Annotated in this window: 16 protein-coding genes; 13 read left to right on the forward strand and 3 right to left on the reverse strand. The window is 40.9% G+C overall.

Translation table 11 applies throughout. The features are described from left to right. The 3 genes from AACU32_RS04795 to AACU32_RS04805 all read left to right on the forward strand — a co-directional run bounded on the left by AACU32_RS04795 (position 1) and on the right by AACU32_RS04805 (position 2,967). Entirely contained in the window at positions 1 to 141 is a 141-nt protein-coding gene (locus AACU32_RS04795; RefSeq protein ID WP_339377516.1) for a hypothetical protein, read from the forward strand. Positions 142 to 262: 121 nt separating this feature from the next. Next, positions 263 to 967 (forward strand): Uma2 family endonuclease, encoded by a 705-nt coding sequence (locus tag AACU32_RS04800; RefSeq protein WP_096598332.1) that lies wholly within the window; start codon positions 263 to 265, stop codon positions 965 to 967. A gap of 272 nt (positions 968 to 1,239) precedes the next feature. Continuing rightward, complete coding sequence (locus tag AACU32_RS04805; RefSeq protein ID WP_096598334.1) at positions 1,240 to 2,967, forward strand: N-acyl-D-amino-acid deacylase family protein; 1,728 nt, start codon at positions 1,240 to 1,242, stop codon at positions 2,965 to 2,967. Positions 2,968 to 3,055: 88 nt separating this feature from the next. Here AACU32_RS04805 and AACU32_RS04810 read toward each other — a convergent pair whose 3' ends face one another. Both AACU32_RS04810 and AACU32_RS04815 read right to left on the reverse strand, forming a co-directional pair. Further along, positions 3,056 to 3,352: a type II toxin-antitoxin system RelE/ParE family toxin gene (locus AACU32_RS04810; protein ID WP_096598336.1), complete on the reverse strand. Its 297-nt coding sequence runs from the start codon at positions 3,350 to 3,352 to the stop codon at positions 3,056 to 3,058. A 2-nt stretch (positions 3,353 to 3,354) separates the two neighbouring features. After that, on the reverse strand, positions 3,355 to 3,576 hold the full coding sequence (locus AACU32_RS04815; protein WP_096598338.1) for an addiction module protein: 222 nt from the start codon (positions 3,574 to 3,576) through the stop codon (positions 3,355 to 3,357). 346 nt (positions 3,577 to 3,922) lie between these two features. Here AACU32_RS04815 and AACU32_RS04820 point away from each other — a divergent pair, with 346 nt between their 5' ends. The 9 genes from AACU32_RS04820 (at position 3,923) to AACU32_RS04860 (ending at position 12,876) form a co-directional block, all read left to right on the forward strand. After that, positions 3,923 to 5,596, forward strand: a complete 1,674-nt coding sequence (locus AACU32_RS04820) for a DUF262 domain-containing protein (protein WP_096598340.1) — start codon at positions 3,923 to 3,925, stop codon at positions 5,594 to 5,596. Positions 5,597 to 5,962: 366 nt separating this feature from the next. Next, the gene (locus AACU32_RS04825; protein ID WP_096598342.1) at positions 5,963 to 6,364 is read left to right on the forward strand and encodes an Mpo1-like protein; all 402 of its coding nucleotides are present in this window, start codon (positions 5,963 to 5,965) and stop codon (positions 6,362 to 6,364) included. 47 nt (positions 6,365 to 6,411) lie between these two features. After that, entirely contained in the window at positions 6,412 to 7,407 is a 996-nt protein-coding gene (locus AACU32_RS04830) for an aromatic ring-hydroxylating oxygenase subunit alpha (RefSeq protein WP_096598344.1), read from the forward strand. A 205-nt stretch (positions 7,408 to 7,612) separates the two neighbouring features. Next, positions 7,613 to 7,759, forward strand: coding sequence for a hypothetical protein (locus AACU32_RS04835; protein ID WP_339377517.1), 147 nt, complete (start codon positions 7,613 to 7,615; stop codon positions 7,757 to 7,759). Positions 7,760 to 7,830: 71 nt separating this feature from the next. Continuing rightward, positions 7,831 to 8,571, forward strand: a complete 741-nt coding sequence (locus AACU32_RS04840) for a hypothetical protein (RefSeq protein ID WP_096598346.1) — start codon at positions 7,831 to 7,833, stop codon at positions 8,569 to 8,571. 25 nt (positions 8,572 to 8,596) lie between these two features. Then, positions 8,597 to 10,297 carry a SulP family inorganic anion transporter gene (locus AACU32_RS04845; protein ID WP_339377518.1) on the forward strand — a complete coding sequence of 567 codons (1,701 nt, stop codon included), beginning with the start codon at positions 8,597 to 8,599 and terminating at the stop codon, positions 10,295 to 10,297. Between the two features lie 90 nt (positions 10,298 to 10,387). Further along, entirely contained in the window at positions 10,388 to 11,395 is a 1,008-nt protein-coding gene (locus AACU32_RS04850) for an aromatic ring-hydroxylating dioxygenase subunit alpha (RefSeq protein WP_096598348.1), read from the forward strand. 76 nt (positions 11,396 to 11,471) lie between these two features. Further along, positions 11,472 to 12,386, forward strand: a complete 915-nt coding sequence (locus tag AACU32_RS04855) for a ferritin-like domain-containing protein (protein ID WP_339377519.1) — start codon at positions 11,472 to 11,474, stop codon at positions 12,384 to 12,386. Between the two features lie 232 nt (positions 12,387 to 12,618). Then, the gene (locus AACU32_RS04860; protein ID WP_096598352.1) at positions 12,619 to 12,876 is read left to right on the forward strand and encodes a DUF7219 family protein; all 258 of its coding nucleotides are present in this window, start codon (positions 12,619 to 12,621) and stop codon (positions 12,874 to 12,876) included. Between the two features lie 16 nt (positions 12,877 to 12,892). Here AACU32_RS04860 and AACU32_RS04865 read toward each other — a convergent pair whose 3' ends face one another. Further along, positions 12,893 to 13,639: an alpha/beta fold hydrolase gene (locus AACU32_RS04865; protein ID WP_096598354.1), complete on the reverse strand. Its 747-nt coding sequence runs from the start codon at positions 13,637 to 13,639 to the stop codon at positions 12,893 to 12,895. A 114-nt stretch (positions 13,640 to 13,753) separates the two neighbouring features. On the opposite strand from AACU32_RS04865, the gene AACU32_RS04870 reads away from it, so the two are divergent. Further along, positions 13,754 to 14,914: a P-aminobenzoate N-oxygenase AurF gene (locus tag AACU32_RS04870; protein WP_096598356.1), complete on the forward strand. Its 1,161-nt coding sequence runs from the start codon at positions 13,754 to 13,756 to the stop codon at positions 14,912 to 14,914. The last annotated feature ends 23 nt before the right edge of the window (positions 14,915 to 14,937 follow it).

The following is a 14,937-nucleotide window of genomic DNA, read 5'->3' on the forward strand; positions in this document are numbered from 1 at the left end:
ATGGCTGAAATACTAAACTCTCCTCAGTTACGATTAACGAGTATTTTTGATGAGATAGAACTGAAAGAACAACAACGTCAAGCTAAGTTGTCTATTTCTCAGCAGCCGTCACCACAACCGCACCGAGGTTTGAGAAGGTGAATTATCTGCAAATTAAGTTACCCTTAAATCAATGGGTACAAATGAGCTTGTTTTGATGATGGTTAACTGATGAGTGTTAACCGCCTACTGTCAACCATCAACCGTCAACCGTCAACGTATTATGTATAATTACAATCCCTTAGACTGCCTACCTTCATCGGCGGAATTACCAGATTCTGATGATACCCCTGTGGATAACGAACTACAAATATTAATTCCTAATTTATTGTTAGCCATCTTAGCCTCGATTTGGCAAACCCGTGATGACTGGTTTTTCGGTATCAACATGGGAATTTACTATACACCATTAAAACCTGCCATAGTCCCCGATGGGTTTTTGAGTTTAGGTGTTGAACGTTTTGTTGGAGAAAACGGACGTTCTAGTTACGTTTTCTGGGAAGAAGAAGGGATTACGCCCATTTTAGCTTTAGAAGTTGTTTCTCAAACCTACAATGGCGAATATGAACAAAAGAAAATAGATTATGCCCAATTAGGCATTTTATATTACGTCATTTATGCACCAACGCGGCTACGTCGTAAGCGTCAACGTTTAGAAGTTTATCGCTTAGTTGAAGATAAGTATGTTTTACAACTCGGCGATAAAATTTGGATGCCAGAAATTGGTTTAGGGATTGGACGCGAACAGGGTACTTATCAAGGAAGAACACGAGAATGGCTTTTTTGGTATGACCAAGATGGTAACAGATACCAAACCCCTGAAGAGGTAAACGCACAACAGCAACAACAACTAGAACAAACTCAGCAACAGCTTCAAGAACTTTTAGCCAGATTACAACAACAAGGAATTGATCCAAATTTACTATGAACGACCCCTGGCTCAAACTTTTGCACAGTCAGAGGTAGTTCATTATCTGACTTTTATACCCGTACAAGTCAGATAAAACCTATTATCTTCTCAGTTTTGTTGACTGAGATTGAGTATTACTATGCTTTAACATTGCAGGCGATCGCTTTGAGATAACACCACGATACAAATATTAATTGCCAAATAACCAGAGATTACCATTAAGCTGACAACAGGCGATCGCTATTTACCCAAATTAAAAGCTTATAATAACCAAAGAGCAACAAATAATCATGTTGGATTTGCTAATTCAAAACGGGTTAATCTTCGATGGTTTAGGATCTGCGCCGATTCGCTCTGATATTGGGATTGAAAATGGCAAAATTGTAGCGATGCCTGCGGCGGGCAAAGCCAACGCTCCTTCATTATCTATCCCAGCGCGGGAAGTGGTTGATGCGTCTGGGTTGTGGGTGACACCAGGATTCATCGATATTCATACCCACTATGATTTAGAATTAGAAATTGCACCAGGACTGAGTGAATCAGTGCGTCATGGAGTAACCAGCGTTGTCATTGGCAATTGTAGTTTGTCAATTGCCATCGGTGAACCCCAGATGCTAGCAGATATTTTTCAAAGGGTAGAAACGCTTTCCCATCGGCTAATTGGTAAATGGTTGAAAAAGTCGGTTTCTTGGCAAACACCAACAGAATATTTACAGCATTTGCAACAGTTACCGCTAGGGCCTAATGTTGCGCCTTTGTTTGGGCATAGTGCTTTACGCGCTTACGTGATGGGATTAGAACGCAGCTTAAGTGTTCAGCCCAGCAAATTTGATCTAAAAATCATGCAGCGAATTACCGCCGATGCTTTAGACGCTGGATTTGTGGGCGTTTCAATTGATATGTTTCCTTGGCATCGGATGAGTGGCGAATGGCAAGGTTGCACAATTCCCTCGCAACATGGGAAATTTAAAGAATATGCGATGTTAGCGAATTTGTGTAGAAAACGCGATCGCGTGTTTCAAGTCACACCCAATTTACAAAAGCTAGCTTCCTTTGTCGATATTCTGCGTATGGGTTCGGGGATTGGCAAACCACTACGGCTAACTGTCCTCTCAGCTTTAGACGCAGTACACAATCGCAAACTCTGGCGCATATTTTCCCCGATCTTATTTATTTGGAACCGACTTCTCAACGGTAATGTGCGCTTTCAAACATTAACCGAACCCTTCACCATTTACTCAGATGGTTCCGTTACGCCTTTATTTGAAGAATTCGCCACAGGCGCACAGCTAAATGGCTGTAAATCACGCCAAGAAAGACAAAATTTGTGGAAATCTCCAAGCTTTCGCCAGCAGTTTCGCCAAGAATGGAACAGTAAATGGCGCACATCATTTCATCGTCAATTAGATTTAATGGAAGTTGTTGACTGTCCCCAAACAAGTTGGCAAGGATTAAGTTTTGCAGAAATTGCCCGCCGCCAGCAACAGGAACCGATAGATTTATTTATGGAAGCGTTGCAGGAATACGATACAGATTTGCGTTGGGTAGCAACAGGCGCTAACGATCGCTTAAAGCCCCGTTTAGCAATGATGAAACATCCCTACATTTTCCCTGGATTTACTGATGCAGGCGCTCATGTGCGTAACCTGGGATACTATGATGGGGCTTTATCTTTGCTCAAGCAGGCGGTTGCAACAAAGTTTCTCACCCCAGAAGCGGCGATTTCTCGCGTTACCGGAGAACCAGCAGCTTGGTTTCGCCTAGATACAGGAGTGCTGAAAGTGGGTGCGAAAGCAGATATAGTTTTACTCGATGCCAATGGTTTAAATCAGCCCATTAGCCCCCAAGTAGAAATATTAGATCCTGTATTAGATGGTGAACCGCGAATGGTAAAGCGTGGTTCCGATGAAATTGTGCAAGCAGTGTATATTAATGGAGTTCGGGTTGTGAGTCAGGGTAAAGTGAGCGATCGCTTAGGGCGGGAAAAGTTGGGAAGCGTTTTGTCTCCGTTTTCATGAGGGTATCTCACGCAAAGACGAGCCAGTGCGTTGGGCGGCTCCGCCGACTTGAAGCAACTGGCGTGCAAAGGCGCACAGAGAAGTTGTATTAAATTCTATCCAACCACTGTTTTGGATCGCGTTTTGCATGAAAGCAAGCAAGTACAAAAACCGTATCTTGCTCAAAAATGTAGAGAATTATATATGGAAATCGACGGATTAATGCTCTTCTTACCTGTTTGTGGATGACTTGGTAAGCAAGGGGTTTCCGCCCAATTCCCGATAAACAAGCATCAACTGCACGCACAAACTCGGAACCCAAACCTGGATTTTGGGATTCATACCACTCAAACCCATCCTGAATATCGTATTCTGCTTCTGGTTGGATAATCAGGTTATAGTTCATCGTCAGAAGCCTAACCGTTTTTTAACTTCTTCCCAACTAGAACCGTTTGCGGGGTTTTTCTGGTAACTTTCTAACCGTCTATCTAATTCTTGTTGTTGCGCTTCGCTCAAGAGAAGTTCCTCTTGCTGTTCTAAAATGCTGTCCCATAAATCTTCAGCTAGTTGGATACGTTCTGCAACGCTGAGTTCAGAAATGTCAACTTTCAACAAGGGATGGGAACTCATGATAAAAGAGTTAGGGTTTGGCTTTTACCTATATTACAGCATTGGGGCTTGAGGTAATGGGAAGGTGTTTGGCGATCGCCCATCGCGGTGAGGTGTATGAGTCGTGAAGGTTAGTTGCTAAGAAATGAGCGATCGCTTGGAGCGCGAAAGATTGAGAACTGTTTTGTCTCCATGTTAATAGTTATCAACTAAGTGTTTATACTAGTTTGTAGTCAAAGTTTGGCGGTTTGATTAAGATGCAATTACGATGCGGCTTGGTGTAATAAAGATGCTCATCTCCTTCAGTAAGAAGCATAATATTACTTGAGTAAGTGATTTTCGCAGATTAAAGGACACAGTAAATTCAATGGAAGCCTCGCCTGCTAAAGTTATTCAGTATTTCAACGGTGAAAAACAAAATTTAATTCCCCTATTTCAACGTCGGTATAAATGGAGTGAGGACAATTGGCAAACTCTCTGGGATGATCTGATGGTGCAGTATGAAGTGGGCGATACTGGAACCCACTTTATGGGGGCGATTGTCTCTGTCTCAGCACGAAGTGTGCCTGTGGGAGTTAGTAAGTATCTCATCATTGATGGACAACAACGCCTCACAACCGTATCATTACTTCTCTGCGCTCTGCGTGATTGTCTTGATTCAAACTCAGCCTCACGTATACAGGAAGTTTACCTGACCAATCGCTTCCGCGATTTGGAGGACACCTTGAAGTTTGTGCCAACACAAGCTGACCGGGATGTATACCGCACCATTGTCCTTGATCGTCGGGTTCCACCAAATAGCAAGGATGAGGATGTTCGGATGGCTGCTGCTTATCACTTCTTTAAAAACAAATTGCTCAAAAGCACGGATTCTAATGATAATGCAGTAGATCCTGCCAAAGTGCTAATTACCCTGGAGCAATGTCTCCAAGTTGTGATGATCAACCTTGGCGACGATGACGATCCATATTTAATTTTTGAGAGCCTAAATTTCAAGGGTGAACCACTCACCCAAGCTGATTTGGTGAGGAATTATTTGCTGATGTGCTTTCGCCACTCGATTTCTCCTGGAGGAGAGCAGGAGCGGGTTTACTCAAAATATTGGATGCCACTTGAGAGTATGCTTAAATCCAACCTCACAGAGTTTCTTCGCCACTACTTGATGAAGGATGGGGATGATATTAAACAAGGTGGCATTTATGCGGCTATTAAAGCAAAGTTAAAAAGTATGAAATCAACGGAAGATGTCGAAGCAGAAGTTCATTTCATGCAAAGATTTGGAGAGTTTTATACTAGATTTCTCTTGCCAGATCAAGAAGAAACACTGAGCATTCGTGACTGCTTAGATAATATTAAAGAACTTAAAGTAACAACCTCCTACCCACTGTTGCTCCGACTGTTTAATGTGCGTCAGACTGGACATCTCAGCGAAGTTGACTTGGAGAAATGTCTTAGATTAGTCGAGTCCTTCGTAGTTCGACGTGTTGTTTGCGGAGTGCCAACTAATCCTTTGAATAAACTTTTTATCCAGTTGGCTAAAAACTTTCCTGATACAGATCATGCCCAGTGGTTGCATCGTTCCTTATCATCATCTGGTAGCAATCGCCGTTTTCCAAAAGATGCTGAATTTGCTACAGCTTTTATGAACCAACCACAGTATGGACGTGCAACTACTCGTTTCATTCTTTGCCGTCTCGAAAAATCTTTTAACCACAAAGAAACCGTGGATCTTTCGACGGCAACAATAGAACACATTTTGCCTCAAACACTGACTCAAGAATGGAGAAGTGAGTTAGGTTCAGAAGCAGAGAAAGTTCATACTACCTTAGTTAATACATTTGGCAACTTGACTCTGACTAGTTATAACTCGGAGTTGAGCAACCTCCCCTTTTCGGAAAAGAAAGCTAAACTCGAAAATACTCATATCGAGTTAAACCGTTGGATTCTTCAGCAGACGAGTTGGGGAGCGTCAGAAATTGAGGAACGAGCAAATAATTTGTTACTTATAGCCAATAAGATCTGGCTGAGTCCCTTAGATTAGACATGATTAGTAATTAAACTAAACTGTCTTAATAAGTAAAACCGTGGTATAAAAACACAGTTACTCGCATCTTTGGGTGCTTGAATTCGTATCAGTATGTTAGAGGATTTTTTTAAATTGGCAGAAGATATCATCTTATTGATACGCACTGAGGTACAACAAAAATCAGTCTGTTAGCGAGGAATTGACATGCTTTGCTGTGCTAAATGTGAGAACCAAAGCTCATTTTCAAACATCTTCTAACAAAGAATACGAACCCTTGCAAAAATAACAGTGACTTTCATCTACCTCGTAATCATAAGCATTACTATTAGGTAAGTAGTGTAAAAATAGTTAACAAAATTCTATCTGTTTAGACATCCTCTTATGAGTAACATCAATGCCAATTTTCAACAAAACTTAAGAAATCGGATTAATAATCAAATTCTTGAGCATCCTTTTACAGATTATTGGGATATTTTTGTTCTTAAACATCAACATCCAATTAATATCGCTTTCCATATTGTAGGAATCTTCTTTTTTTACGGCTTGCTCTTTGCTACCTGGAAGTTGCAAAACTTCTGGTTACTCCTAGGCTTACCATTAACTCAGTTAATTGGATTAACCGGACATTTTCTATTTGAGCGTAGCCATATCGATTTACAAGATGCTGTATTTTCTTGGCGGGCTTCTTACTGTTTGGGTAAACTGCTACTCAGGGTAATCATGGGTAAATATCAAGATGATATTCGCCAACGCCAAGAAATATTAATGAAGGATGAAGTATGAAGGATGAAGTATGAAGTTAAATTAGGTGAAATTTTTCAGTAATAAATATGCAAATATTTAATAATTGGAATATAGTTGCCAAAGGTTGGTATATTGCTTGTCCTAGCAATGCATTATCTCAAAGACAAGCAAAATCTGTAGAAATTTGTGGTCAAAAAATTGCTATCTTTCGCGGTGAAGATGGACAAGTTCGTGCTTTGGATGCTTACTGTCCGCATTTGGGAACAGATTTAGGCATTGGAAAGGTTGATGGTAATTGGATTCGTTGTGTGTTTCATCAATGGGCATTTGATGAAACAGGAATGTGTCAAAATATTCCTTGCCAAACAGACATTCCTAGTAAAGCGAAAGTACAAGCTTATGCAACGGATGAAAAGTATGGTTTTATCTGGATTTACCCAGAAGCCGAAGCACCAGAGAAAGTGGCTGATTTTGATGAATTAAAGGGTAAGGAAATTGTTGCCCAAGCTGATACTGCATTTGAAAGAAGTTGCCATCATCATATTTGTATGATGAATGGAATTGATGCTCAACATCTAAAAACAATTCATCATTTAGATATCAAAATGGATTTGTCCCTACATCGCAGCGATAATGGTACTCAAATTGACTTTACAATGCAGGGACAATTTCCGCAAACAACTTGGCGAGAACGGTTAGGGCAAAGATTTCTCGGTTCTAGTTATGAATATTCCATGCGTTATGCTGATGGTTGTATCGGTATGTTAACAATGATGAAAAAAGTTAAGCTTTTTCCACCATTGCACATGATATATGCATATACGCCGATCGCACCTGGAAGAACGCGCATTCAACCGATTTATGTCACTGCAAAACGCCCAGGAATCGGGGGATATTTGCTGAGTAAGTTTTTGCTATTCTGTACTCGCTTGGCTTACTATATGCTCAGAGATGAAGACGGCAAGATTTACGATAATATTCGCTTTCAGCCAAAGTTACTTTTGAGTATTGATCAGCCATTGGCTCAGTATATGGAATATGTGAATCAGTTAGAACCGTCTCGTTGGTCAAGTAGCGGTTAGGGGTTAGGGGCTAGGGAAAAGAAGGTTTTAAACTTCGTAGTGGGAGCATCTTGCTCCCTGCGCTTCGTAGTGGGAGCAAGATGCTCCCTGCCTAATCGCATTGCAAGCTGATGCAATCGCATTGCAGCCCGATGCAATTGAGTTGCAGCCCGATGCGATCGCATTGCAAGCCGATGCAATTCAATTGCAGCCCGATGCAATTTAATTGCAGCCCAATGCGATCGCATTGCAAGCCGATGCAATCGCATTGCAAGCCGATGCAATTGAATTGCAGCCCGATGCGATCGCATTGCAAGCCGATGCAATTCAATTGCAAACCGACAATTTTGAAATCTGTCACATAACACCGTAACAACACCAATTTGCTCGATAGAGTGTTAATGGAGAACATCCACCCAAATAATTTTAGGTAATTTCCCCATAATGAAAAGTTGGCTGGTTCCTGTTCAAAAGCTGCAACCGAGCGATCGCATAGCCATGTATGCGTTGCTGAGCAATCATTTTCAAGGTGTCACCTGGGAAGGATTTCAGGCTGATTTGGAGCGGAAAAACTGGGCGTTGTTGTTGAGAGAGGACATTACTAATACTCTCAAAGGGTTTTCAACGCTGATGTTACGCCCGACAACTTTTAAAGGCGAGCGAATTACGGTAGTGTATTCTGGTGATACCATTGTCGATCCCAGTGCTTGGTCGAGTACAGCTTTACCCCGCACCTGGATTGCGGCTGTAAATTTTCTGCGAGAATACTATACAGAAAATAAACTATACTGGCTGCTGATTTGCTCTGGTTTTCGCACCTATCGCTTTCTTCCTACCTTTTGGCAAGATTTTTACCCCCGCTACGATACCGCCACGCCGGGCGATGTAGCAAATTTAATGGCAACTTTGGCACAAGAATATTATGGTAATGCTTACGAAGCAGCGTCTGGTATCGTTCGCTTCCAAAATCCCCAAATTCTGCGGGAGGGTTTAATTGAAATTCCCACAGGAAGACAGTCTAACCCCCATATCCAATTTTTTGAGCAAAAAAACCCAGATTACCGCCAAGGAGACGAATTAGTTTGTTTAACTGAAATCAGTTATGACAATCTCACCCGTGCTGGACAAAGAATGTGGCATTCAGAATCATTGTTAGAATTTGTGCAAGATTCTTTGCTCATCTAAAATTGATGCGTGCATCAACTTGTCTATGAAAGTAAAAAACGATGAAATAGTAATATCTCATACCGTAGAAGCGCCAAAGCTTTTCGGTGTCAGTCGCTTGTTTAGTAACCTGCGCGGCGATTTGACGGGAGGACTAACCGCAGCGGTGGTAGCTTTACCTTTAGCATTAGCCTTTGCTGTAGCGAGTGGTGTGGAACCCAAGGCGGGACTTTACACTGCTATTGTGGCAGGAATTGTCGCCGCAATTTTTGGCGGTTCTCCTGTACAGATTACAGGCCCTACAGGCGCAATGGCTGTAATTTTGGTGGGAATTGTCGCCAAGTACGGATTGGAGAAAGTTTGGATTGCTGGGGTAATCGCCGGGATAATTCAGATTGCTTTGGGAGTCGCCAAACTGGGACAATTAGTCAAGTTTATTCCTTATCCGGTGACGGCTGGTTTTACTAATGGTATTGCCGTTATTATTTTTTGTGGTCAGTTAAATAATTTCTTTGGCTTAAAACTACCGCGCCAAGAACATTTTTTACCAGGGCTGTGGCAAACTGTAACTCATGTAGAAGCGTTAAACTGGGCAGCAGTTGTCTTAGCATTGCTGGTGATTGCAACTAATATATTATGGCCCAAGATTAATACTACAATCCCCGGTTCCTTAATGGGGCTGGTGTTAGCAACTGCGATCGCATCTTTTTTCCATCTCGATGTCCCGACAATTGGAGCCATCCCCCAAGCTTTACCGATGCTTCAAGGTATTCCCCACTGGAATGATTTTGGCTTAATTCGGGAACTGATTAATCCGGCTTTAGCTTTAGCCGCACTGGGAAGTATTGAATCCTTACTCTCAGCAGTTGTGGCTGATGGTATGACGGTAAGTGAGAAACACAACAGCGATCGCGAACTCATTGGTCAAGGGTTAGCAAATATTATTGTGCCATTTTTTGGAGGCATTCCCGCCACAGGTGCGATCGCGCGGACTGCTGTTAATGTCCGTTCTGGCGCTAAAACTCGACTGTCTGGGGTAATTCATGGCGTTGCTTTAGCCATTATTGTCTTAACTTTAGCACCCCTAGCAGCGCAGATTCCGTTAGCAGCATTAGCTGGGATTTTGATGGTAGTTAGTCTGCGGATGATTGAGTGGGAAGCTATTGGCTTATTGCTACGTGCTACCTATTCTGACTTTGCGGTGATGATTCTCACCTGGCTAGTAACAATATTGTTTGATTTAGTTCTCGCCGTCGAAGTCGGATTGATTGCAGCTGGAGCCTTATTTATCAAACGCATGAGCGATTTAAGTTTGGCGAAAGTTCCAGAAACCGAAGTATTTCCCCCTGGTATTCCTTTAGAATTAGGCAAAGAAATTGCCGTTTATCGTGTAGATGGCCCTGTATTTTTTGGCGCTGCGGAAAGGTTTGTTACCTTCCTACGAGAGCAACCAGAAGTGAAGTATTTAATTTTGCGGTTGCGGTTTGTGCCGAATATGGACACAACTGGATTGGTGGCTTTAGAGGATATTTACCATGATTTGGAAAGGCATAATTGCCGCTTAATTCTCACAGGTTTACAACCCCAAGTCCAACAATTGCTAGAACGTTCAGGATTGTTACAAACAATTGGGGTATCAAATTGTTTTGAAACCACAACAGATGCGATTTACTCCATAACTCCTCAATCTTCTCAAGCTGTAGCAGCTAATTTTGCATCAAAAGAATTGCTGGAATTAAATGATTGAAATTAGGTTGAAATTTTCGGGTATGTTATCGCCCACAGCAGAGCATCATCAACAGGTATAACTTTAATTTGCCTAACCACTTATAACTCTATGCATCCTATCAGCCCAAATTCAATTTTTAACAATCCGACACAGTTTGTGTCAGGATGGTACTGGGCATTGCCATCAAGAAAATTAAAAATTGGCAAGGTAAAAGCTGTAACGCTACTTGGTAAAAATCTGGCTATTTATCGCGGAGTTAGTAGCCAGGTGGTAGCGGTGGATGCTTATTGTCCGCACATGGGCGCACATTTAGCTGAGGGTAAGGTAGAAGGTGATGCTATTCGCTGCTTTTTTCATAATTGGAAATACGATCAACAGGGAATTTGTGTAGAGGTTCCTTCTCTTGGAAAACCCTTACCTGTATGTATTAAAACCTGGTCAACGGCAGAAAAATACGGCATGATTTGGGTATGGGTGGGAGAGGATCAGCCAAGTTCTCTGCCGTTTGTACCAGAATTAGAAAAGGTAGACTGCGATTATATATTAGGCACACGATTTGTCAAAAACTGCCATCCCAATGTGTTGTTGATTAATGCGATCGATGCTCACCACTTTAATACTGTACACAATCTGCCTTTAGAAATTGTCTTTGATTCCCAAAACCTCAATTCTCATGCTATTACCTTCAGCAACACTACAAGGGGAGGCGATGATTCTTGGTTAATTCGCCTGATTCGTCCTTTATACAAGAATGAAGTTACCTATAGTATGTGTTATTGGTATGGCAGTACAGGGACTGTCACACTGGGTCCGGATTTTCTGCACTTTTACATCATATTTGCGTTGCGAATGATTGAAGGTGGTAAAACCGAAGGACAAACAATCTTAGTGACTCCCAAACGAACTGGGTGTTTAGGATGGGTTGTCAATCGTGCTTTGCTATGGTTAACACAGCAGGTTGGTAATTACTTCGCTAAAGGTGATACCCAAGTATTTCAAACTATTCAATTTGATTTAAAAACACCGACCAAAGCAGATCAGTCAATTCTGCAATTTATTCAGCACGTTAATCAGCAAAAAGCTTTAGCTTGGGGAACATGGGAAAGTAATTCGTAATTCGTCATTTGTCATTTGTCATTTGTCCTCCTTGTCCTCCTTGTCCCGCTTCTACATTCTCATGAACAATATTTATATGTCATATAAAATTGCTGGACTCGATTTACCGCACATAAATTCTGATGATAAATTGCGGCGGATATTAACAGCCGCCTTACCAAATAAAAGCGATAATAATTCACTGCAAGAAATAAATTACTGGGATGCGGAATTTTTCAACATGCATCAAGTTAAAATTTTTCAACAAGCCAGTGTAGCTGAACAATCTGCCATACTTCATATCACCAATCGCAGCTTGTTAGCAGAATCTTATTTTATTGAAAAAGCCGGTGTTGGCTACATGGCAAAAATGGTATTGTTAGCCGAAACAGTTGAAGAGAGAATGCTGTATGCACTGTTTACAGCTGATGAAGCTACTCACCTCAGCCAAATCATTAATTTTTTACCGGAAATAGAAGCAACTAACAGCAACGATCCATTTCTGAATTTACTTTCAGAAGTAGTTGAAAGTGCAGATAAAACAGTATTATTGTTTGTACTTCAAGTAGTTTTAGAAGGATGGGGCTTAAGCCATTACCGCCGCTTAGCGAAAGAATGCCATCATCCGATTCTAGCGGAACTTTTCGCAAGTTTTCTCCAAGCAGAAGCCCGCCATCATGTTACAGGAACAATGCTATTTAACCGCAATCCTGTGTCTGCATCAAGTCAGACAGATGCAATTGATGTGTTAGCCAGCTTTCTATCTATGGTACAAGTAGGGCCGCAAAGCGTATTATCAGCCATTGAACAGGTAAAAGGACATCTAACGCGATCGCAAAAAATCCAAATCCTCGAAGAACTGGATACACAAACCCACAGTGGAACCAGATTAGAGATATTGCGATCGCTTATGAGGGGAACATCCGCAGATGCGATCGTCCAAGCTTTAGACGAACGAGGCGCATTTGCACCACTCCCAGCTTATCAATGTGTGTACTTAAAAAATAGATAAGTGCAAGATTTGCGATCGCGCAATATGACACAGATATTCGAGTTTTGGCGAGAAATTGGTGAGCGTTACAAAACTTTGCGAGACGTATCTGGAAAGCTGTTAACTCAACTTGGTTATAAAAAGAGTAAGTTTCTCAAGAGTTCACACTGCTCCCAAATCAATATCAATTATGAATGACAGTAGTTGAATATAATGATTCTTACTTCAGTCTCTGAAAGTGAAGGCGCATATTATGACAGAACCCAAACGCATCATCAAAGATAACTTTCTCTATCCTCGCCGTCGTTACTATGGTCAAATGACACCTGAGAATTTAGTATTCGATGCGAATCTCCAAGAATTTTCTCAAAAAGTTAGTTATATTTCCTGCTTGGAAACAAACGGTAAACTTTCGCCAGATGAAGCTTATCAGCAGATTAAACAAGTTTGGAAGGAGTTAAAAAAATCTAAAAAGGAATTAGGGATTACTAGCAACAGGAACGATTTATAAGATATAACTCATTCTTTTAGGTACGATTAGTTAATACTAAAGCAAGGTCAGCAGGACGAGACAAATGTGGGCAATGCCCTCCAGGTAATTCTATGGCATCAACTCCCAAACGCTTATGTGCAGCGTAGCGTGACCATGCAGGAGAAATTATCCTGTCATCAGTACAAAGAATATATTTACATTCTACATTTGGTAAAGATTTTAGAGGATTGATCTCAAAAATATATGCCAATGATTGCTGCGAACGTCTTTTTGCAAGTGCCCAGTGCATTACATCCAGTTGACAATCATTATAAAAAATCTCGATCAATACTGCTTCATCTGAAAAATCTCTACCCACAGAAACCGGATTAAACATATCAGGTTCATCATCGAATTTTGCGAGTTGACTTAAGTCTTTTGGTTCATAATTTAATGCTTTGAGACTAGCAGCATCGAGATTATGCGAAAATTGGTCAATTGTACTAGTTCCTGGGTATGGAATCAGCGCAGTCAGGAATACCAGTTGACGTACTTTATGCGCTTGGGCAACTAGGGGAATAACAGTACCAGCCATTGAATGACCAACCAGTACAATATCATCATCAGTTTTTGGCAACGCTTTAATCACTACATCAGCAAATTGCGATAAACTTGCAGATGCATCTTCAATTGGCAAATCCATTGCTACTGTTTTGTGACCTTGCGCTTCTAAGTGAGGAATTAACAAATCCCAACACCAAGCGCCTTGGAACGCACCGTGAACTAAACAAAAAAGACTCATAGCGATTTTGGTATTAGTATATGTAAGGTGGGCTACGTGTAATTTTACCTGTATTTCAAGAATCAAATATAATTCCTATATTTGAATTTTCATTAACAATGTAAATCATAATTTATGAACAATACTATTCACAAATTGTCAGATAACCCAACAACTTATCGCAAATTACAAATTAACCACACCCGCAACAAACAGCAAGATCATACTGCTTTAATGGATGAAGTAACAGCAAAATTTCGCTATGAAGATTGTCAAAATGAGTATTGGAACCCCGAAGAATTTTCTTTACTTTACGGTACACCTTTATGGGAACAATCCAGCCAACATCAGCGTGTAATTTTAAATCAACTTTACTGGGTAGCATACTACTCGCAAATTGTTTCCGCCGAAATTGCCACTATTTATTTTAATCAAACTAGTGCAGCCGGACTTTATGCTCAAGAAGATTTTCGGTTAATCTGCGACACATTAGATTTAGAATCATCTCAAGAAAGAGCGCATATCAACGCCTTCCGCACAATTGCCAAACAAGTTGAACAAGCATTATTTGGGGAACTCATCTTTACTTACCCCATGCGCGGCCCCTTTACCGAAACAATGGTTTATGCTGACACCAACGCCCTAAAAACTTGGTGGAAAAAAATTCAACTGCAATACTTCGGGTTAATTTCTGCGAATAATACCTTTTTAGCTTGTCAATATTTCACTGTCCGAGGAGTAAGGACGCTAAATGGTAAATTAGTACAGCATAAACTCAGCAATTATTATCAAAAACATCCTCATCAAGATGCTGCCCCGATTCCTGCTAAAATATCCTATTATCACTTTTTAGATGAAAGCTTTCACTTTAATAGTTCGACAATTATATCTCATGATATTGTTACCTGCCTGCCTTCACCAACAGCATTTGAGCGATTAGTTGCTAATTTAGGCTTGTTGGGATGTCAGCGCGATCATTTTCACTTTTCAGCGGCAATTAATGGAATTTTCTGGTATGATCCAGCGCTTTATGACAAGATTTATAAATTGTTGCGATCGCCTATTTTTTCGATGAGCGATAAAGATGCTAAAGAAATGATGCGCCGCTGTTTTACAGAAGAGTCAGAAGGGTTACATCGGAGTTTTTTAACCCATCAAGAAGCGATGGCATCTTATAAAGTATATGTAGAAAAACTCGATTATCTTTGGCAACGTAACCGAGAAATGTCACTCATGGGAGGTAATTCAATTTCTCGATATTTAGCGACTCAAAAAAGTGCTTTTCGGCGTTTTTAAAAGTATTTACTTGAGATAAGTAG

Origin of the sequence: Calothrix sp. NIES-2100, from assembly GCF_963875285.1 — a bacterium.
Classification (GTDB): domain Bacteria; phylum Cyanobacteriota; class Cyanobacteriia; order Cyanobacteriales; family Nostocaceae; genus Aulosira.

Bases quoted from the DNA above. Each gene is read 5' to 3' on its own strand.
- AACU32_RS04795 (WP_339377516.1), top strand. From the start codon at position 1: ATGGCTGAAATACTAAACTCTCCTCAGTTACGATTAACGAGTATTTTT.
- AACU32_RS04800 (WP_096598332.1), top strand. From the start codon at position 263: ATGTATAATTACAATCCCTTAGACTGCCTACCTTCATCGGCGGAATTA.
- AACU32_RS04805 (WP_096598334.1), top strand. From the start codon at position 1,240: ATGTTGGATTTGCTAATTCAAAACGGGTTAATCTTCGATGGTTTAGGA.
- AACU32_RS04810 (WP_096598336.1), bottom strand. From the start codon at position 3,352: ATGAACTATAACCTGATTATCCAACCAGAAGCAGAATACGATATTCAG.
- AACU32_RS04815 (WP_096598338.1), bottom strand. From the start codon at position 3,576: ATGAGTTCCCATCCCTTGTTGAAAGTTGACATTTCTGAACTCAGCGTT.
- AACU32_RS04820 (WP_096598340.1), top strand. From the start codon at position 3,923: ATGGAAGCCTCGCCTGCTAAAGTTATTCAGTATTTCAACGGTGAAAAA.
- AACU32_RS04825 (WP_096598342.1), top strand. From the start codon at position 5,963: ATGAGTAACATCAATGCCAATTTTCAACAAAACTTAAGAAATCGGATT.
- AACU32_RS04830 (WP_096598344.1), top strand. From the start codon at position 6,412: ATGCAAATATTTAATAATTGGAATATAGTTGCCAAAGGTTGGTATATT.
- AACU32_RS04840 (WP_096598346.1), top strand. From the start codon at position 7,831: ATGAAAAGTTGGCTGGTTCCTGTTCAAAAGCTGCAACCGAGCGATCGC.
- AACU32_RS04845 (WP_339377518.1), top strand. From the start codon at position 8,597: ATGAAAGTAAAAAACGATGAAATAGTAATATCTCATACCGTAGAAGCG.
- AACU32_RS04850 (WP_096598348.1), top strand. From the start codon at position 10,388: ATGCATCCTATCAGCCCAAATTCAATTTTTAACAATCCGACACAGTTT.
- AACU32_RS04855 (WP_339377519.1), top strand. From the start codon at position 11,472: ATGTCATATAAAATTGCTGGACTCGATTTACCGCACATAAATTCTGAT.
- AACU32_RS04860 (WP_096598352.1), top strand. From the start codon at position 12,619: ATGACAGAACCCAAACGCATCATCAAAGATAACTTTCTCTATCCTCGC.
- AACU32_RS04865 (WP_096598354.1), bottom strand. From the start codon at position 13,639: ATGAGTCTTTTTTGTTTAGTTCACGGTGCGTTCCAAGGCGCTTGGTGT.
- AACU32_RS04870 (WP_096598356.1), top strand. From the start codon at position 13,754: ATGAACAATACTATTCACAAATTGTCAGATAACCCAACAACTTATCGC.